The 20,043-nt window shown below is 61.8% G+C and carries 14 protein-coding genes and 1 pseudogene; 8 read left to right on the top strand and 7 right to left on the bottom strand.

Annotated elements, in window-relative coordinates; translation table 11 throughout:
• Window positions 1–105: 105 nt before the first annotated feature.
• The 4 genes and pseudogenes from ACIQU2_RS26910 to ACIQU2_RS26895 all read right to left on the bottom strand — a co-directional run bounded on the left by ACIQU2_RS26910 (window position 106) and on the right by ACIQU2_RS26895 (window position 2,695).
• Window positions 106–514, bottom strand: a pseudogene (locus tag ACIQU2_RS26910) (hypothetical protein).
• A 127-nt stretch (window positions 515–641) separates the two neighbouring features.
• Window positions 642–1,055, bottom strand: coding sequence for a VOC family protein (locus tag ACIQU2_RS26905; protein ID WP_347806308.1), 414 nt, complete (start codon window positions 1,053–1,055; stop codon window positions 642–644).
• A 199-nt stretch (window positions 1,056–1,254) separates the two neighbouring features.
• Window positions 1,255–1,857: a TetR/AcrR family transcriptional regulator gene (locus ACIQU2_RS26900; RefSeq protein WP_403145253.1), complete on the bottom strand. Its 603-nt coding sequence runs from the start codon at window positions 1,855–1,857 to the stop codon at window positions 1,255–1,257.
• On the bottom strand, window positions 1,844–2,695 hold the full coding sequence (locus tag ACIQU2_RS26895; protein WP_347806310.1) for a 3-hydroxybutyryl-CoA dehydrogenase: 852 nt from the start codon (window positions 2,693–2,695) through the stop codon (window positions 1,844–1,846). Before ACIQU2_RS26895 ends, ACIQU2_RS26900 begins: the two co-directional genes overlap by 14 nt.
• A gap of 165 nt (window positions 2,696–2,860) precedes the next feature.
• Between ACIQU2_RS26895 and ACIQU2_RS26890 the strand changes: the two genes are divergently transcribed.
• Both ACIQU2_RS26890 and ACIQU2_RS26885 read left to right on the top strand, forming a co-directional pair.
• Window positions 2,861–3,880, top strand: a complete 1,020-nt coding sequence (locus ACIQU2_RS26890; RefSeq protein ID WP_403145250.1) for an AraC family transcriptional regulator — start codon at window positions 2,861–2,863, stop codon at window positions 3,878–3,880.
• Complete coding sequence (locus ACIQU2_RS26885; protein WP_403145249.1) at window positions 3,877–5,691, top strand: ABC transporter ATP-binding protein; 1,815 nt, start codon at window positions 3,877–3,879, stop codon at window positions 5,689–5,691. Before ACIQU2_RS26890 ends, ACIQU2_RS26885 begins: the two co-directional genes overlap by 4 nt.
• Before the next feature lie 41 nt (window positions 5,692–5,732).
• On the opposite strand, the gene ACIQU2_RS26880 is transcribed toward ACIQU2_RS26885, so the two are convergent.
• The 3 genes from ACIQU2_RS26880 to gspG form a co-directional block, all read right to left on the bottom strand.
• Window positions 5,733–6,233, bottom strand: coding sequence for a hypothetical protein (locus tag ACIQU2_RS26880; RefSeq protein WP_403145248.1), 501 nt, complete (start codon window positions 6,231–6,233; stop codon window positions 5,733–5,735).
• A gap of 145 nt (window positions 6,234–6,378) precedes the next feature.
• Entirely contained in the window at window positions 6,379–7,566 is a 1,188-nt protein-coding gene (locus tag ACIQU2_RS26875) for a type II secretion system F family protein (RefSeq protein WP_403145245.1), read from the bottom strand.
• Between the two features lie 14 nt (window positions 7,567–7,580).
• On the bottom strand, window positions 7,581–8,015 hold the full coding sequence (gene gspG, locus ACIQU2_RS26870) for a type II secretion system major pseudopilin GspG (protein WP_347806388.1): 435 nt from the start codon (window positions 8,013–8,015) through the stop codon (window positions 7,581–7,583).
• 195 nt (window positions 8,016–8,210) lie between these two features.
• Here gspG and ACIQU2_RS26865 point away from each other — a divergent pair, with 195 nt between their 5' ends.
• The 6 genes from ACIQU2_RS26865 to ACIQU2_RS26840 all read left to right on the top strand — a co-directional run bounded on the left by ACIQU2_RS26865 (window position 8,211) and on the right by ACIQU2_RS26840 (window position 20,032).
• Window positions 8,211–8,819: a lytic transglycosylase domain-containing protein gene (locus ACIQU2_RS26865; protein WP_347806387.1), complete on the top strand. Its 609-nt coding sequence runs from the start codon at window positions 8,211–8,213 to the stop codon at window positions 8,817–8,819.
• 443 nt (window positions 8,820–9,262) lie between these two features.
• Window positions 9,263–15,049 (top strand): manganese-oxidizing multicopper oxidase MnxG, encoded by a 5,787-nt coding sequence (mnxG, locus tag ACIQU2_RS26860; protein WP_403145241.1) that lies wholly within the window; start codon window positions 9,263–9,265, stop codon window positions 15,047–15,049.
• 165 nt (window positions 15,050–15,214) lie between these two features.
• On the top strand, window positions 15,215–17,167 hold the full coding sequence (locus ACIQU2_RS26855; RefSeq protein WP_403145239.1) for a YncE family protein: 1,953 nt from the start codon (window positions 15,215–15,217) through the stop codon (window positions 17,165–17,167).
• Window positions 17,168–17,180: 13 nt separating this feature from the next.
• Entirely contained in the window at window positions 17,181–17,837 is a 657-nt protein-coding gene (locus ACIQU2_RS26850) for an SCO family protein (RefSeq protein ID WP_403145238.1), read from the top strand.
• On the top strand, window positions 17,834–18,472 hold the full coding sequence (locus ACIQU2_RS26845) for an SCO family protein (RefSeq protein WP_403145236.1): 639 nt from the start codon (window positions 17,834–17,836) through the stop codon (window positions 18,470–18,472). Before ACIQU2_RS26850 ends, ACIQU2_RS26845 begins: the two co-directional genes overlap by 4 nt.
• A gap of 9 nt (window positions 18,473–18,481) precedes the next feature.
• A complete protein-coding gene (locus ACIQU2_RS26840) occupies window positions 18,482–20,032 on the top strand; it encodes an ABC transporter substrate-binding protein (RefSeq protein WP_403145234.1) in 1,551 nt (516 codons plus the stop codon).
• Window positions 20,033–20,043: the final 11 nt, after the last annotated feature.

Raw genomic sequence — 20,043 nt, 5'->3', positions numbered from 1 at the left:
TTTCCCCATGTGAGAGTAGGTCATCGTCAAGATTAAATTCCGAAACCCCTATCTGCGTATGCAGGTAGGGGTTTTGTTTTGCCCGCAGGAAAGTGCGAGCGGACATTACCGATACTTGATCACAATCCCTTTGAGTTTCCGACCTTCGATGGTTTTTACGTCGCGAGCCCAAAGCGGACCGTTGACATAGGTGCCCACCGCTTGGATATGGTCGTAGACCACCACCACGGCATCGCCGCCGAGCTTGGCGGACTCGTCGCGTAGTTTTTCTTCTACCTGAGTGATGGGAGGAGCAGGCTCGACGCTGGCATCGATGAGCACCTCACCCAATCGGACGTGAGGGCGAAGAGGCTCGGTGTGCAGCACCACGACCTCGCTGGCGAGCGTCGGCGCGGGATGCTCTACGCCCATCGACGGTGGCGCACCCACTCAGCGCGAGCAAAGTGGCGGTGAGCCCTCCAGCCAGCAGTGACAGTTTGAAACGAGTGGACCAAGGCACGTCATGGGCAGGCATAGTGGGGTTCCTCCGAACAATCCGCTGCTGTACGAGATAGCGTGTTGACGGTAGCAGACAGTCCGGCAGTTGCCAGAAGCCCAACCTTTTCAGGTTGGGCTTTTTTTATGACTTGAGAAAGTGAGTTTCACTGATCCTTTTCGCAATTCACCATCCACGACACACCAAACCGATCAACCAACATGCCGAAGCGAGCCGCCCAGAACGTGGTTTCCAGTGGCATTTCCACCTTGCCGCCGTCCGACAACGCAGAAAACACCCGTTCAGCCTCCGCAATGCTGTCGACATTCAGTGAAACCGAACAGCCGCTCATTTCGTCAGTAGGACGATCAGGTGTTGTGTCCGAGCCCATGATCGCCTGATCGCCCACCAGTAGGCGGGTGTGGATGATCAGGTTGTGGTAGTCCGCCGGGAAGTGCTCGCGCGCGGGGCTTTCGCCGAAGGTCATCATGACTTCGATCTGGCCTCGCAGACTTTGGGCATAGAAGGTGAAGGCGGCTTTGCAATCGCCGTTGAAGATCAGATAGGGATTGATTTTCATGCTTTGCTCCCGGTTACGAAGAGGCGAAGAGAGGCCGAATTCACCTCAGGCTCCGCAGTGATTGGGCTCCCATTAGCAAAGCGTTAGATGTCGTGATTGGCGGGAATTGTTTAGATGTTTTTTCTATTGAAGCGACGTGGCTTATGGCTTCCGGCGCCTAGGTGTCGATCCACGGTCACGGGGATATCGTCCTGGGTCCTCAAGCTACTGCGCGTGGAACTGAGGGGCGCAGCAAACGCTCGATGGCACCGCTGACCAGGTTTTCCAGCAGCTCATCTCGCTCCGCTTCACTCAGCGTGTGCTGCGCCAGCCAATTGGGCGCACTGTTGAGTAAGTTGGCGATTGCATGTCCGGTGGCCAACAGGCCTTGCTCACTGAACCGCGACCGGGGCCCAAGCATCATGAGCAACTTGCGCTCGTATTGCTCGCGCAGCTGCCGAACCCGTTTCTGTTGCTCTTCATTCAGGCAGCCGCTGTCACGCTCTGCCAGACGGAAATGCCAGGGCATCTCCTGATGCAGGTTCAAATGCGCTCGGATGAGGGCATGGAGTTTGTCACGTTTTGCCGGCGCCTTTTGCTGGATCCGCCCCAAGGTTGCCAACAGCTCTTCGTAGAACTCTTCGATCAGGTCGAGCAGCAAGTGCTGTTTGCTGGGGTAATGGTGATACAACGAGCCGGGAGCGAGCCCCAGGCAGGTCGCGAGCTCACGCATGCCGACCTGTCCGAAACCTTTGCAGGCGAACAGCTCCAGCACCTTGTCCCGGTACTCGGCAAAGCGCGAGCAACGCTCAGGCATAGGCATGGAAGCCACGCCCCGTTTTGCGCCCCAGGTACCCGGCGGCGACCATTTCCTTGAGCAGTGGAGCAGGACGGTACTTGCTATCGTTGAAGCCGTCGTAGAAGGCTTCGAGGATCGCCAGCACGGTATCCAGGCCGATCAGGTCCGCCAACGCCAACGGTCCGATCGGCTGATTGCAGCCCAGGCGCATGCCGGCGTCAATGTCTTCGGCGCTGGCCAGGCCTTCCTGAAACACCAGGATCGCTTCGTTGATCATCGGCACCAGAATCCGGTTGACCACGAAACCCGGACGGTTGCCCGCGGTGATCGCGGTTTTACCGAGAGTGGTCGCCATGTCCAGCGCCAGGGCGTGGGTGGCGTCGCTGGTTTGCAAACCGCGAATCACCTCGATCAGGCCCATCACCGGCACGGGGTTGAAGAAGTGCAGGCCGATGAAGCGCTCAGGCTGGCTCACGTTGGCAGCGAGCTGCGTGATGGACAGCGACGAAGTGTTGGAGGCGATCACGCACTCGGCGCTGACCTGCGCGGCGATCTGTTGCAGCACGCGCAGTTTCAGGTCGAGGTTTTCGGTGGCGGCTTCGATCACCAGTTGCACGTTCTGCAGGCTACTGTAATCGGTGCTGGTGCGGATCTTGTCGAGGGCGGCGAGCTTTTGCTCTTGCGTCAGCGTTTCCTTGGCAACCTGCCGATCGAGGTTTTTGCCGACGGTTGCGATGGCTTTTTGCAGGGCGCTTTCGGAGATGTCGAGCAAGGTCACGTTAAAACCGGCCAAGGCGCAGACTTGCGCGATGCCATTGCCCATTGTGCCTGCGCCGATCACGCCAATGTTTTGCAGATTCATGTTCTGTCCTTCCGATCAAATCCCGCGATACCTTGGCCGCCATAGTGGCCGAAGGCGTACTATTGGCCGCGAGTCTAGAGCCGGCAGGGCGGTTGTCCTATGCCGAAACTGTTCAACGGCACTGGTGTTTTTTGCCATTCGGGTGATGGGGAGAGAAGCGTTCACATGCGGGAAAAGGACTCGGTTTCCGCCTACTTCGTGCAGGCAATGATCTATGGGCTGGGAAACAATCCGCAACGTCAGAGGGCTGCGCTGGAACAGGCCGGCATCGATCCGGCGTTGATGGAGCAGCCCACCGCGCGTGTACCGGCGAGTGCGTTTGCCGCATTGTGGCTGATCCAGATCCGCGAGCTTAACGATGAATTCTTCGGGCTCGACTCCCATGGCATGCCGCCAGGCAGTTTCGCCCTGATCTGCCGGGCATTGATTCAGGAGCCTGACCTGCACAAAGCCATGCGCCAGTGCCTGGCCAATTTCGCGCTGTTCCTCCAGGACTTTCGCGGCACGCTGACGGTGCGCGGCAAACGTGCGGTGATCAGCTTGCAGAACCACTCGCCAAACAGCGACGTCAGCCGTTTGGGCGAGGAGACGTTCCTGGTGTTGATGATCAGTCTGCTCTGCTGGCTGGGTGGGCGGCGCATTCCTATCGATCGCGCAGACTTTCGCCATGAGCGTGTGTCGCTCAGCGATGACCGTTTACTCTGGGGACCGAACCTGACCTTTGGCGCGGAGCGCACCGAAATCGAGTTCGCCAGCCACTACCTGCGTCTGCCGGTGGTTCAGGATCTGGCATCCCTGAAAGTGTTTTTGCGCACCGCGCCGCAATGGCTGGTGATCCGTTTTCGTAATCAGCACGGCCTGGCGTCGCAGGTCCATCAGCGCCTGCGTAACAGCCATTACAGCCAATGGCCGACCTTGCAGGCCTTCGCCCTGGAACAGAACCTGAGCCCCAGCACCTTTCGCCGTAAACTCGAACGGGAAGGGTGTTCGTATCAGGAGATCAAGGACGAGGTGCGGCGTGGCGTTGCCTTCGAACAGCTGCGCCAGAGCCGAGCGAGCATCAGTGACATTGCCGAGCAGCTTGGCTTTCAGGAGCCGAGTGCGTTCCATCGAGCGTTCAAGAAGTGGACGGGGGAAAGTCCGGGACGGTATCGGGCGAGGTATCAGGGGGAGCTCACGGAGTGAACCCTGTTCTTGATCGTTTCACCTTGTTACTCGACCAGGCGAGACGCGCCTTGCTGCTGGTCTGGGCAACGTCACGCGGACTGTTTCTGGGATTGGTGCTGGCGACGCTGATCGCCGGTGTACTCCCGGCACTGGCCGCCTGGTTGGGCCAACGCATTGTCGATGCGGTGGTCACCGCCATGCAGTTGCACGCACAACAGGGCAGCGCGCCGTTGTGGCCGGTCGTGCGTTATGTGCTTTTTGAAGCGGGCGTGCTCGCGTTGCTGTCCGGGGCTCAGCGGGCGCTGTCGGTCCAGCAATCGCTGTTGCGGGTGCAGTTGGGGCAGAAGGTCAACACGATGATTCTGGAGAAGGCCCAAACGTTATCGCTGGTGCAGTTCGAGAATTCCGAGTTCTACGACAAACTGGTTCGGGTCCGCCGCGAGGCTTCGACCCGGCCGTTGGCGCTGGTGATGAAGTCGTTGGGGCTGATCCAGAATCTGATCGTGTTGATCAGCTTCGGTGTGTTGCTGGTGCATTTTTCGCCCTGGGCACTGGTGCTGCTGGTGGTCGGCGCGTTGCCGGTGTTTTTTGCCGAAGCACATTTTTCCGGTGATGCGTTCAGACTGTTCACTCGCCGCGCGCCGGAGAGTCGGCAACAGAGTTACATCGAGACGCTGCTCTCTCACGAGGGCTACATCAAAGAGGTCAAACTGTTCGGCTTCGCGCCACTGCTGTTGAAGCGTTATCGCGAGACGTTCGCGCGGCTCTATGCCGAAGACCGGCGCCTGACGCTACGTCGAGATGGCTGGGGATTTGTCCTCGGACTGCTGGGCACCGGCGCGTTTTATCTGGCGTATGCCTGGGTGGTGGTCGATACCGTTCATGGCAACATCAGCCTCGGTCAGATGACCATGTACCTGGTGTTGTTCAAGCAGGGGCAGACGGCAGTAAGCAGCAGCTTGAGTGCCATCAGCGGTCTCTACGAGGATGGCCTTTACCTCTCCAGTCTTTATGAATACCTGGCTGAGCCTGTTGTGGCGGATACCGGCAACCTCAGCGTGGGCGCCGTGCCCGGCGATGGCCTGCGTTTCGAAAACGTCGGCTTCCGTTATCCGGGAGCCAGTCGCGCCGCGCTGGAAGGCATCGATCTTCACCTTGTGCCCGGGCACAGTGTGGCGCTGGTGGGGGAAAACGGTTCGGGCAAGACCACGCTGATCAAATTGCTGACGCGGCTGTACCGTCCTGATCAGGGCCGTATCCTGCTGGACGGCAGCGATCTTCAAGCGTGGGAAGAAGACGCGCTGCGGCGGCGCATCGGGGTGATTTTTCAGGACTACATCCGCTACCAATTCTCCGTCGGCGAGAACATCGGCGTCGGAGACACCCTGGCGTTCAACGATGAACAGCGCTGGCAGGAGGCCGCCGCCGAGGGCATGGCCGCACCCTTTATCGAAGGGTTGGATCGAGGGTATGCCACGCAATTGGGACGGTGGTTTGCCGGCGGCCAGGAGCTGTCCGGCGGGCAATGGCAGAAGATCGCGTTGTCGCGTGCCTACATGCGGCGCAACGCCGATATCCTGATTCTGGATGAGCCGACCTCTGCACTTGACCCGGCGGCGGAAGCAGCGGTGTTCGAGCATTTCAGTGAGCACACCGAAGGCCGGATGACGTTGCTGATCTCTCACCGGTTTTCCAGCGTGCGCAATGCGGACCACATCATCGTGCTGGACCAGGGAGCGATCCTTGAGCGGGGCGATCACGACAGTCTGGTGGCCGCGGGCGGGCGCTATGCACAGTTGTTTGATTTGCAGGCCCGCGGTTACCGATAGATCTCAAGACTCCCGAGAAACCCGAGTCACCGCCGGGGTTGTCAGTTCCTTTTGTCATCGCCCGGTTCACCGCCGACATGCACGCCGTGGTCGTCACCGACTTCACCCGAGCGATGCACACCGTGGTCATCGCCCACTTCACCGGCACGATGAACGCCGTGATCATCCCCAGGTTCAGCGTGAGTGCCACTGCGCCCGGAGGAGGATGAGGCTGAGTTGCCGGAATGCCCCGAGCCATGGTCGCTGCCACCGTGGCCGCTTCCACCATTGCCGCCACTGCCGCTTCCACCGTGACCGCCGCCATTGCCGCCGCCACCGCTTCCACCGCTTCCACCGCCGCCATTGCCGCCACCGCCACCGCCACCGCCACTACCTCCGCCGCCGCCATTGCCGCCACTACCGCCTCCACTACCGCCACCGCCACTGCCTCCGTCTTTGGCTTGAGCGCTCGACATACCGGACAGGCTGTCCGGGATCAGAACGGTGGATGCCGACAGAACTGCAGCAACAGCCAATGCCAGCAAAAGCTTTTTCATGTGCATATCGTTCTCCGTCTTCTTATTCAGATTGGAACGTTGATGAGTGCAACTTGCACTTGATTCAGTGGGTAAACACCTCAACGTACTGATTTATTCAGTTGTATCGTCGATGAGCTCTAAAACGTCCATCTCGATCCCGTTCCAGGGGTCAGTGAATACTTGAGGCCAGCTCGAAAATCGGGATGTACATCAGGATCACGATCACCCCGATCAGCAGGCCGATGAAGGTCATGAGCAAGGGCTCGAACAAGCGCACAAACCATTCGATCCAGCGGCTGATTTCTTCGTCGTAGAAGTCGGCACTGCGCTCCATCATTTGCCCAAGGTTGCCGGACTGCTCGCCGGCGCGCAGCAAGCGCAGGGACACGGGGGTCACCAGATGATTGAGCTCCAGCGCGGCCGACAGCGACTGACCCTCGCGCACCCGTTCGCAGGCCTGGTCCAGGCGCGCGCGGGAGGCGACGGTGAGCAGGCCGCGAACCATGCCCATGGCGGTGACGAGGGGAATGCCGCCTTGCAGCAGAATCCCCAGCGAGCGGTAGAAGCGAGCCAGTTCGTACATGAAGATGCGTTGATGGACCGCCGGGAGTTTTTCGATCACACGGTCCAGGCCCCGACGAAAGGCCGGTTGACGCTGGAGGAAGGTGAGGGCGACGATGATCGCCAGCAATGTGCCGAAGAATTCGCCCTGATGGGCGTGCAGGAACATCCCGCTGCTCATCAGGATCTGCGACAGCCACGGCAGGTTCGAGCCCAGCCCTTCGAACACCAGACTGAAGCGCGGCACCACGTAGCCCATCAGAAACAACACCACGCCACCGCCCACCACCAGCAACAGCATCGGGTAGATCGAAGCGCTGACGATTTTTTGCCGAACCTCGTCCATGCGCTGGCGATAGCTGACATAGCGGCCCAGGGCATCGCCCACGGCGCCGGTCTTCTCGCTGGACTGCACCAGCGCTACGTAGAGCGGAGGGAAAACCGCTGACAACTGGCCAAGTGCCTGGGAGAACGATTTGCCTTCATAAAGCAGGCGCACCAGTTCGCTCAAGGTCTTGCGGGCCTGGGGCGCGTTCTCTTTTTCCGCCAGGCTTTCCAGCGCATCGATCAGCGGCAGGCCCGCATTGAGCAACGTGGTCAGTTCCTGGCTGAACAGCACCAGGTTGAAGGTTTCGCGCTGCCTGACGCGCAACGCACGCCAGTGACGCTCGGCGTACAGGCTGATCACGCGGTAGCCCTGGTCTTCAACGATACGCCGGGCTTCGCTGTGGCCGAGCGCCTCGACGGTCATCGAGACGACGCCGGCCTTGCCAACGGCTTTGAGATGAAATCGCATGGTCGCCACTCCCGTTATTGCCAGCTGGTGACTTCGGCGTTTTCGCCTTCGCCGCCGGGTTGTCCGTCCTTGCCCATGGACAACAAGTCGTATTCACCGTTTTCGCCGGGGTGGCGATAGGTGTAGTTGCGGCCCCACGGATCCTGCGGGAGTTTTTTCTGCAAGTAAGGGCCGGTCCAGCGGGTTTCATCGCTGGGCGCGGTGACCAGCGCCTGCAAACCCTGTTCGGTCGACGGGTAATGACCGACCTCCAGACGGTACAGATCCAATGCTTTGCCCAGGCCTTCTATTTGCGCCTTGGCCACCTTCACTTCGGAGCGGCCCAGTTGGGCGAAATACTTCGGCGCGACGATGCCGGCCAACAGCCCCAGCACCACCAACACCACCAACAGCTCGAGCAGGGTGAACCCGTGTTGAGTACGCGGGGTGGAACGCAAACGCTGATTCATGATGACCTCACACAGTCGGCAGAAGGGTCGCCGTGAAGGCTTATGCAATTGCCATGCACATGCCCGGACATTCTTCTGCAACCCCTGAATTACGGGCCTGCGCGCATCCGGCACAGTGCTTGCGTATGGCTGGTTTACTACCGGCCATTGGGGCATTAGCCCCATTTTTCGGGGCCGGGCAGGGGAGGCAAAAAAATGAAAACACTCACCACAGGACTGCTCGGTCTGCTCGTGTTGACCGGCGTCGTACAGGCCGATGTGTTCGTTTCCGTGGACGCCAAGGGCAGCTACGTTCTGTCCAATGTCCACCGTCCCGGCCGCACCTATGAACGGGTGATTCACGAGTCAGAATCCGCCCGGGTCAGCATGGATCAACAACCGCAGATGATTGCCCGGCAGCCCTATGCCGAGCTGGTTTCGGCGGCTGCCACGGCCAATCAGTTACCGGCGGCGCTGTTGCATGCCGTGATTCAGGCCGAGTCCGCCTACGACTCTGGTGCCCGGTCACCCAAGGGGGCTGGAGGGTTGATGCAATTGATGCCTGACACCGCCCGGGAGTTGGGGGTGAAGAATGTCTACGACCCGAAAGCCAACATTCAGGGTGGCGCCAAATACCTGAAGCGCCTGATGACCCTGTTCGACAACGACATCAGCCTCGCCGTGGCGGCGTACAACGCCGGGCCGCAAGCGGTGCTCAGCCGAGGCGGGGTGATCCCGCCGTTCGCCGAAACCCAGCGTTACGTGCCCGGTGTCTTGCGCCAATACCGACGTTTGCAAGGCCTGGCCGCGGATGCACCGCTGTGATTGGGGGATTCCCCCATATGTGGGGCAACGCGATCCGTACCGCCGACCGAAGACCGCAATCGCCCTGTAGCAGCTGTCGAGCTTGCGAGGCTGCGTTCGGCGCGGGCCGCGTTCGGACGCAGCCGTCGTAAAACCTGAGCGTGAGGTTTTCCTGAAACACCGCGTTGCCGGATCTCACGACTGCTTCGCAGCCGAACGCAGCCTCGCAGGCTCGGCAGCTGCTACAGAGCCGCACGCAGGCTCGGCAGCTGCTACTGGGTGTGCGTTTTGGGGGACGTTATCTTCAGCCCGAATGGGGGGATTGGGTGGGGAATATCCCCCAAGTTATTAAGTCGTTCATATAACTGATTGAAAAATAACTAAATTATTTATGGCATGCGGATTGCTCAAGAGAATTTGTCGAGAAGTATTCCCTGTGAGCATCCACAGCGAGGCCCGTGATCATGACCGGCATACCCTACGCCCCGTCCCTGTTCAAATTGCTGTTGTTGGGGACGTCGATGCTGGGCATCGAGCTGGCTGAGGCAGCCGTGCGTTGCGAGCGCAATCTGGTAGCCAACGTCGTGGCGCTGGATCAGCCGCTGATGTTCAACCGCCTCGGTGCACAGAACGTCAACGGCATGATGTTCGCCCTGCGCCGCGATGTGGTCGATGACCACGAGATGTCCCTGGCCCAGGGCGGGGCGGCGGTGCCGGGTAAGGTTTCGCTGCGGCCCGACAAGCGTCCGCGTCCGCTGGTGCTGCGTGTCGCCGCCGGTGATTGCCTGACCATCAACCTGCAGAACCTGCTCGCCTACCAGGCCAACCCCGGCAGCCACGAAAGCGGGGAGGAGGAAGAAGGTGGGATTGAGGGCGAAGTCGCCATCGGCAACGAAGACGAATTCAAGGTCGATGAACAGGTCGCCGACCGCCACGTCGGCTTCCAGGTCAATGGCATGCAAGCGGTCAACAGCATCGACGACATTGCGTCCTATACCGGGCGCAACGCCAATACCTTGATTCCCCCCGGCGCTACCCGTTCCTACACTCTGTACGCCGAGCGCGAAGGGGCGTTTGCCGCCAGCAGCCGCGGCGCGACCTTCGGGGGTGAAGGGGATGCGGGCAACGTGGCCAACGGACTGTTCGGCCAAGTGGTCGTGGTGCCCAAGGGCGGCCGCACCTATCGCAACACCGTGACCGAAGAAGAGATGCGCCTGGCCAGCGTCGGCCGCACCCCGGCCGGCCAACCGATTGTCGATTACCAGGCGCGCTATCCGCAGCGTGAACCGTGGATCCGTGAAGGCAAGGCCGGCACGCCGATCATAAACATGGTCGACGGCAATGAAATCATTTCCAGCGAGACCGACGCGATCGTGATGGGCAGCAACGCCGACGGCAGCTTCCCGCCGTCGACCTATCCGCTGGAAGCCATCGGCAAACGCAACCCGGCGATCCCGAATCGTCTGGAACCGTTCCGCGATTTCGCCTCGCAGTTCCAGGATGAAACCGCCGCAACCCAGGCGTTCCCCGCTTACTGGGCGGACCCGGTGATGGCCCACGTGCTGGAGCCGACGCGCGACTCGTTCATGATCAACTATGGCTCCGGCGGCATGGGCGCCGAAGTGGTCGCCAACCGTTTGGGTGTCGGGCCGATGCACGATTGCCTGTCGTGCGCCTATGAAGAATTCTTCCTCAGCTCGCACACCGTCGGCGATGTGGCGATGCTGGTGGACGTGCCGGCCAACGTCGGCCTGGAAAATATTCGTCCCGGTGAAACGCCGAGCGCCGATCAGATCGGGGTCAAGGCGACCATGGCGCTGTATCCGTCCGAGGCGTCCAACGTCAACCACAGCTACATCGGTGACTTCATCAAATTCCGCAACACCCACAACGGCCACGAGCAGCACATTTTTCACCTGCACGGGCACCAGTGGTTGTTCAACCCCAACGACGACAACTCCGACTATGTGGACGCCCAAGGCATCGGTCCGGGCGCCGGTTACACCTACGAAATCGCCAACGGTGGCTCGGGCAACCGCAACCGGGTCGCGGGCGATGCGATTTATCACTGCCACTTCTATCCGCACTTTGCCCAAGGCATGTGGAGCATGTGGCGGGTGCATGACGTCTTTGAAGAAGGCACCAAACTCGAGGTTTCCCAGCAGGGCTCCGACGGTTATCACAGCGAACCTTATGCGCTGCGCAGCGGTAAACCGGCTGCAGGTGCCCGGGCCTTGCCCGATGGCGAGATCGTTGCCGGTACACCGATTCCAGCCGTAGTGCCGCTGCCCGGCAAAGCCATGGCACCGATGCCGGGCAAAGTCGCGGTCGTGCCGAAAATCGGCGAAACCCTGCTGGCTGGTGGCGATGATGACGCTCAAGCCTTCGGTTCCCTGGCCCTGGTGGATCGCAGTGAAGCCAACCGCAATGCCGACGGCAGCCTGAAAAACCCTGGCTATCCATTCTGGATCGGCGGCATGGAAAGCTCGGTCGGCCAGCGTCCACCGACCCCACCGCTGGACATGCTCGACGCTGCCAAGGCGCAGTCCCTGAAAACCAGCGGCAACGCCTTGTGGGCCAACCTCGACCCGGCTCAGTCCGGTGGCTGGGACGGCGGTCTGGGGCGCCATACGCTGGACGGCTTCTCCTCCGGTGGCCAGGCGCAAACCATTACCACGTCCTTGGATTTCTCCAAGAAAGTGACCCGGGCCAAGCCGATTTACATGCCGGAAGAGGGCACCGAAGTCGAACAGGCGGCCATGGCGTTCCATGCCAAAAAGGATCATCCAAGTTTTGCCGTGCTGCCCGGTAATCAAATCGTGGCGCGAAACTTTGGCACCAACGGCGCGTTGCCAACGGCTGGCGCGCCTTACTTCGAACCTTGCATGGATGACCGGCAAAAACGCCTGACCAGCAGCGCCGGCACCGGCGAGTTCGCCAGTGGTGAACGGATCGACGGCATGTCCTTTACCGGCTCTTCGACTTTTACCGCCGACCGTCCACGGGTCTATAAGGCCGCAAACATTCAGTTCGATGCGGTCTACAACAAGGTCGGTTACCACTTCCCGCAAGCGCGCATTCTCGCTCTGTGGGAAGACGCCTGGCCGGTGATCACCAAGCAGCGCCCACCTGAGCCTTTGGTGATGCGCATGAACACCTTCGACTGCGTGCAGTACCAGCAAACCAACCTGGTGCCGGCCACCTATGAGATGGACGACTATCAGGTGCGCACGCCGACCGACGTGATCGGCCAGCACATTCACCTGCCTAAATGGGACCTGGTGTCTGCCGATGGTTCGTCCAACGGCTGGAACTATGAAGACGGCGTGCTTTCCCCGGGGGCCGTGCAAGAACGTATCCGCGCCATTCGCGAGTTCAACCAGTGCGAAGGCACCGATCCACGTGACGGCACGCCGGCCTGTCCGAAAGCCAAAAATCACCCGTACTTCGGTCAATTTGGTCGTGCTGACTGGGTCGGCGCGCGCACGGCGATGCAGCGCTGGTTTGTCGATCCGGTGGTGAACACCAAAGGTGTCGACCGTGGGCTGGGGACCATTTTTACCCACGACCACTTAGGCCCATCGACTCACCAACAGGTCGGTCTGTACGCCACTGTGCTGGCCGAGCCGGCCGGTTCCACCTGGTTCCACGCTGAAACCGGCGAGCCGTTGTACAGCGGCGCGCGGCAGGATGGCGGGCCGACTTCATGGCAAGCGGTGATTTCCACCGGTGACATCGATGGTGACGGCAAGAACGACAGCTTCCGTGAGTTCTTCCTTGAGTACAGCGACTTCCAGCACGCCTATGAAGCGGGTGTGTATGTTGGCGCCGGCCCCAATGGTGTGCCCGATCCGCAAGCCTTCCCGGCCACCGCCGACAGCTTCCGCTACGCGATCAACCCGCCGGTGCGCAATAACGCCAGCAACCTGCTGGAAGGGATCGTCGAAGTGCAAGGCGGGCAAGTGCCCGGTTGCCCAAGCCGGCCATGCCCACAAGCGATCTCGGTCGATGACCCTGGTATGTTCGTGGTCAATTACCGCAACGAACCGCTGGCCCTGCGGGTGTACGACCCGAACAAGATCGGCCCGGACGGCAAGCGCGGCATGCAGGCCGACGGCCTCGGCGGCGACCTCGCGTATGCCATGCAAAGCCGCACCGACCGCGCCATCCCGGCGATGAACCTGGCGCCGAACCTGGTGACCGCGGCCACCGGTCCAACCGGCGGCACTACGCTGTTCCCGCCACACATCAACCGTGGCGGCGCAGAACCGGGTGACCCGTTCACCCCGATGCTGCGCACCTACACCGGTGACAACGTGCGGTTGCGGGTGCATGCCGGCGGTCATGAAGAAGAGCACAACGTGACCCTGCACGGTGTGAAGTGGCTGCAAAGCGGTTCCGGGTTCGGCAACAGCTCCAACTCGGGCTGGCGTTCGTCGCAGATGGTCGGGATCTCCGAGCAATTGGGCTTCAATGCACCGGTGTCGATGGTCTCCAGCTCGGCCGCGACCACGGGTGACTACCTGTACTCGATGGACGCCTCCCTGGAAGGATACTGGAGCGGGATCTGGGGCGTGATGCGCAACTACACGGCCCAGCGCAGCGATCTGTTCGCGCTGCCGAACAACCCGAAACCGATGGGTATGCGCAACACTGTGGCGTTCGATGGTATCTGCCCACGGTACGGCGCCAACCCTAATGGCATCGGCACCCGGCCGACCGTGCAACGCAACTATGAAGTGGTCGCGGCGCTGGCCAACGACATCCTCGGCAACCCGCTGAACCTGTCCATCGGCGATCCGGCGGGGATTGGGCAACATGTCGGCGGGCCGTTGAATCCGGCGGGCGGCACGCTGGTGTTCAACTCGCGCCCCGTGAGCATTGCGCAGGTCACCGTGACCGACCCCGAAGACGGTGAGACCTTCACCATCGGCGGGCAAAGCGGGCCGCTGCATGACCCGACGGCGATCCTTTATGTGCGCAAGGGCGATCTCGACCCGATCACCGGCAAGCTCAACCCCGGTGTGCCTGTCGAACCGCTGGTGCTGCGCGCGGCGGCCGGTGATTGCATCAAAATCACCCTGGAAAACCGTCTGCCCATGATCATGCCGGACCTGACCCAGACAGCGGTGATGCAAGGCGTGGTCAAGCGTGATCGCAACAGCGGCCTGGGGGCGACCACCTTCAGCAATAACCTGATGCGGCCGTCCAGCCACGTTGGCCTGCACGCGCAACTGCTGGCGTACGACATCACCAAATCCGACGGCACTAACGTCGGCGCCAACCCGATCCAGACCGTGCCGCCGCGTGTTGGCAGTGTCGGCGCGTACCCGACACGTACCTATCAGTACTACGCCGGGCACCTGGAGCGTGAAGGCAAGCCAATCACGCAACTGGGCCGCAGTGTCGACAACATCAACGCCACGGCGGTGGAGTTCGGCGGGTTGAATTTCACTCCGGCGGACGTCATCAAACAGCCGCAGAAAGGCCTGGGCGGGGCGATGAGCATCCTGCCGATCGGTGCCACCTGGGTTGACGATGCACGCAAAGTCTCAGCGACGGTCACCGCATCGGGGCAGACCACCTACCGCGATTTTGCGATGGTCTGGCAGAAAGCGTTGAACATTCGCTGGGCCAACGGTCGGCCGGTGGAAGGCATTGCCGCGGAAGGCCTGGGGGTGCCGACCGATCCGCAGGACAACTCGAGCATGGCCATCAACTACAAGGCCGAGCCGCTGTGGTTCCGCTTCGGGCTGGCACCGGATGCGCCATTCGGCCGTGCCGACGGCCATGGTTATGGTGACGTGCCCAATGCGCACATGGCTTACAGCAACGCGCTGGTGGGAGGCGATCCGCAGACGCCGGTGCTGTATGTGAAACCGGGGCAACCGTTTCGCACCCACATCATGATGCCCACCGGTGGCAGTCGCGGCACGACCTTCCAGCTTGACGGTCACGTCTGGTCGGTCAACCCGTTCCAGTCGGAGAAGAGCGATACCGGCGGTTATCCGACGAATACACCAGGGGTGGGTTCGGTGCGGTTCGGTTTCAACCCGATGTCGATGTACATCGGCGCCCGCGAAAGCATCCTGCCGGCGGCGCACTTCAGTTTCATGCACCCGAGCGCCGGGGGCAGCAACGCGATACCGGGCGATTACCTGTTCCGTGATTACGGCGCTTATGGCAACACCGCCGGGCTTTGGGGATTGCTGCGGGTGACCAACGAACCTGAACCGGCTCCGTCACCGTAGGAGTCGGGATGGGGTGGTGGATGGCACCCCCCCCTGTGGGAGCGAGCTTGCTCGCGATGAAGTCACCTCGGTTTTGCGTGGTGAGGCGAATGACGCAATCGCGAGCAAGCTCGCTCCCACAGGGGCGCGTTACGGCAGGCTCAGATTAGAAAGGGGAGAAGCATTATGAACAGGACCATCAAAGTGGCCGGAGGTGCGCTGGTTGTAGCGTTGGCGCTGATCTGGCTGGGTGTGTGGCGCACGACGCCCCCGGCCATGCTGAGCGAGGTCGCGCTACCGGACACCTGGAGCGGCCAGACGCTTAAGCGTGACGGGGTGTCGGTGGCGATCGAGGTGCGGCCTCTGGCGCAGGACGGGGTGCTGCGCGAGGGCGAGTTCGCCGACGTGCGCTTTCGGGTCACTGACAGCGCTTCGGGCCAACCCATGTCGGGCGTGAACCCGGGGGCCTGGCTCGATCCGGAAACTGTCGCCGCCGACCAGGCCCAGGGCCGTGAACACAGCTGCAAATCCCGGGTCGGGGTGTTTCTGAAATCGAGCATCGGCGCGCGGCCGTTGCTCGATCTGAACAGCTACTTCCTGCTGGTGATGAACCGCGATGCCAGCGTCTCGGTGGTCGACCCGTCGGTGTCGGTGGGCGGGATCACCAGCACGATGGCGCGGATCGATATCAAGCAGCCGCCGATGGATTGGGTGACGCCCCGTGACAACAAGCGGGTGTTCGTCTCAATGCCGACCGCCGATGAAATTGCGGTGATCGACAGCGAGCAATTCAAGTTGATCGACTCGGTGGCTGCCGGCAGCAACCCGGTACGGCTGGCATTGCAACCCGATGAGCGTCTGCTGTGGGTCGGCAACAACGCGAAATCGGTCGAGGCGTCCGGGGTGACGGTGATCGACACGCGCAGCCTCAAGACGCTCAAACACCTGGCCACCGGTGCCGGGCATCACGAAATCGCCTTCAGCCAGGACAGTCGTTTTGCCTTCGTCACCAACCGCGATGACGGGACGGTGAGCCTCATCGACATCGCCAGCCTGACCATCAGCAAGCAACTCAAGACCGGCTCGCACCCGTTGTCCGTGGCGTACTCGCCACTGTCCCAGGCGGTGTATGTCGCCGATGGCAAGGACGGCACGGTGACCGTGGTCGACACTGCCAGCCTCGCAGTCCGGCGGGTGATCAAGATGAAACAGGGCCTGGGCCCGATGGGTTTCAGCGCTGACGGTCGTTTCGGCATCGTGCTCAACACCCTGGAGAACCAGGCCTCAGTGATCGACGCGGCCACCGATTCGTTGATCCATGAATTGGACGTGTCCGCCGAACCTTATCAAGTGGTGTTCACCAAGGCCTACGCCTACATTCGCGGACTGGCGTCGGCCAAGGTCACGATGATCAATCTGTCGTCCTTGGGTGAAGGCCGTACGCCGATCAGCCAGGGCTTCGAAGCGGGGCCTCAGGCGCCACGGCTGGCCGGTGACCTGCCGCTGGCATCGAGCCTGGCGGTGTCGCGGGATGACAACGCGGTGTTTGTGGTCAACCCGGTGGACAACACCACCTACTTCTACGCCGAAGGCATGAACGCGCCGATGTCCGGCTACCCGAATCGGGGGCAAGTGGCGCGGGCGGCGATGGTCATCGACCGCAGCCTGCGCGAAGTCGAGCCGGGGCTGTACAGCGCCCGGATCAAACTGCCCACTGCCGGGCGTTTCGACGTGGCCTTCCTGCTGAACCAGCCGAACATCATCCATTGCTTCACGGCTTTGGTTGAGCCGGATAAAAACCTCACCCGGCACCCGGGTGTGCCGAAGGTGGAATTCATGCTCGACACGTCCACGGCCGCCCTTGGCAGTCCTTACGTGGTGCGTTTTCGCATCGTTCAGGGCAAGCAGAAGGCCCAGCGCAGAGGCGTCAAGGACGTTCAGGTGCGCTACTTCCGGGCCCCGACGTCCCGGGTCCAGCAAGTCGCCGCGCTGGAAGTGGGCGACGGCGTTTATGAAGCCCCGGTGACCCTCGACCAGAACGGCGCCTGGTACCTGCACGTACGCGCGGCGTCGCTGGGCGCGAGCTTCGACGACAAGACTTTTGCCAGCGTTCGGGTCCTGCCCGGCGATGCCCACTGAAAGGAGTTTCGACATGAACCGATTCGCACACCGTGGGCTGCTGACGTTCTATCTGCTGGCCGCCGGTATCGGCCAGGCCCTGGCCCACTCGGAGGATGAACACGCCGGTCACGAAATGCCGGCCAAAAGCGCCCGTTCGGAAAGCGCCCAAGTCAAGTTCGCCGACGTGGCGCTGGTGGACCAGAACGGTAAAGCGGTGCGCCTGGAAAAAGACCTGGTGACCAACAAGATTGTAGTCATGAGCTTCATCTACACCCGCTGCACCACGGTTTGCCCGGTGGTGTCGTCGATCATGGGCAAGGTGCAAAAACAGCTGGGTGCGCGGGTCGGCGGCGAAGTGCAACTGGTGTCGATCAGCATCGACCCGCAGCGCGATGACGCCAAACGCCTGAACGACTACGCCCGCAACTTCCAGAAAGGCCCGGGCTGGAGCTGGCTGACCGGCAGCTCGCAGTCGATCAACGAAACCCTCAAGGGACTGGGCACCTTCAGCGGGGACTTCAAAAGCCATCAGCCATTGATTCTGGTGGGGGATGGCAACAGCCGCCACTGGACCCGCTACTACGGCTTCACCGACCCGACGGTGCTGGCCCGTGAAGTGGAGAAACTCAGCGGTCAGCGCAACGTTCACGCCAAGCACACGGCCATCGCGATGGAGCACAAGCCATGAGAGCCCTCGACTGGATCACCCTGACGGTTTGCTTTTGCCTGTTCAGTTCGCTGGCGTCCGCCCACGAAGGGCACGAAGAGCCGGCACCCGCGGTGGCCGTCGTTGCCGCACCGCCCGGCTTGGTTACGGGCACTGGCACCCGCGATGCGAAAACCTGGTTCACCGACACGCCGTTGCAGGACCAGAACGGCGAGACCCTGCGTTTCTACAGCGACGCGCTGCAGAACCGCGTGGTGCTGCTCAATGTGATTTTCACCAGCTGCAACGATGCCTGCCCGCTGATCACCCGCAAGCTCAAGGAAGTGCGTGAGTTGCTGGGCGACAAGGCGGACGGCATCACTTTTATCTCCCTTACCAGTGATCCGCTGCGGGACACGCCAGCGGTACTCAAGGCTTACACCTTGAAGCAGGGCGTCGATGGCCCCCACTGGCTTTTTCTTACCGGCGACAAGGCGCAGATGGACCTTGTATTGGGGCGCATCGGCCAGACCGTGCCGACCCCCGAGCAGCATTCAACACAACTGATCGTGGGTGACGTGGCCAATAAACGCTGGAGCAAGATCCGTCCCGATGCCCCGGCCGCCGCCATTGCCCAGCGCTTGCAGTGGCTGACAATGCCCGTGGCCGGTCGTTGAGCCCGCGCCATGAGAACTTCACTCGCTCTCGGCCTGCTACTGCTCGGCGGCTTGCATTTCGCCGCTGAAGCGTTGCCGCTGAGGCCTAACGAAAGCGCCGGCAAACGGCTGTATCGCGAGGGTGTGTCCGCGAGTGGCGAGCCGATCATGGCGCGGGTTGGGGCGGCGGACATACTGTTGCCGGCCACCAGCCTGCCGTGCGCCAACTGCCACGGCGCCGATGGCCTCGGGCGGCCCGAAGGCGGGGTGCGACCGCCGGATCTCAGCTGGTTGCGACTCACCAGCACCTACGGCCAGCAGCAAATCAATGGCCGTGCGTACCCGGCGTATACCGAAGACACGTTGGCGCGTGCCATTCAGGAAGGGCGTGATCCGGGCAACAATCGGCTCGACCCGGCGATGCCGCGCTTCGTCCTGTCGATGAATGATCAGCGCAACCTCACGGCTTACCTCAAACGCGTGGCCGAGGACCGCGACCCCGGCCTGACCCCCGACAGTCTGCACCTGGGCACGTTGTTGCCACGCCACGGACCGTTGAGCGAGGAGGGCGCCACGGTGGCGGCGGTGCTCAAGGGCAGCGTGGCGCGAATCAACGACGCCGGCGGGATTCATGGTCGACAGTTACGTCTGAGCATCGTCGACCCGGGCCCGGACCGTGCCAGTGCCGAGCAGGCGTTGGATCAATTGATCGAGCAGGAACAGGTGTTCGCCCTGATCGCGCCGCTGGCACCGGCACTGGACTCGGACCTGGCCGTGCGCCTGGAACGGGCCGGCATTCCGCTGATCGGACCGCTGTCGTTGTTGGGTACGGCGCAGGTCAGTCGACAGATTTTCGAACCACTGCCAGGGTTGCGCGAGCAACTGATCGCCCTGGCCGATTACGCCACCCGCAATTTGCGGGTGCTCGAGGGACCGACGCTGATCCTCTATCCGGACGAGCCCAGTCAACGGCTGGCGGCGCAGAGCCTCGGCCAGTACTTGCAGGATCGCGCCTGGCAAAAGATCAGTCTGAAAGTCTACGACTCGGCGCAAGACGAACTGTCACTGGGCTCGCGTTCGGTGTTTTACCTGGGCAGCGGCGGCGGTTTCAGTCGCCTCGCCGAGCGCTTGCAGGCGGCGGGGCAGGTGCCTTATCTGTTCGCTGCGTCGAACCAGGTGGCGGGTGATCTGTTGCAGGTGCCCAGTGATTTTTCCCGGCGGGTGTTTCTGGCTTATCCGTTCGTGCCCAGTGACTGGACGCTGGCCGGACGCCTGGCCCTGACCCAACTGCGCAAACGCCAGGGGCTCGGCGGTCAGCATGCGATGCTGCAAGTCGGCGCGTTCAGTTCGATGTTGCTGCTCAGCGAAGGCATGAAACAGGCCGGGCGCGACGCCAGCCGCGAGAAACTCATCAGTGCGCTGGAAGGCCTGCATGACTTCGATACCGGGCTGACCCCGCTGATCAGCTTCGGTCCTGGCCGCCGCCTCGGCTTGCGTGGCGCGCATATCGTCACCGTGGACTTGCCCGGCCAGCGCTTTTATCTGGTCGCTCCCTATAAACCCATTGCCGCTACACCCTGACTGGAGGTCTC

The sequence above is a fragment of the Pseudomonas sp. NPDC098740 genome (genome assembly GCF_044760065.1).
GTDB lineage: Bacteria > Pseudomonadota > Gammaproteobacteria > Pseudomonadales > Pseudomonadaceae > Aquipseudomonas > Aquipseudomonas rossensis.
This window is presented reverse-complemented; position numbering and strand designations above follow the sequence as displayed.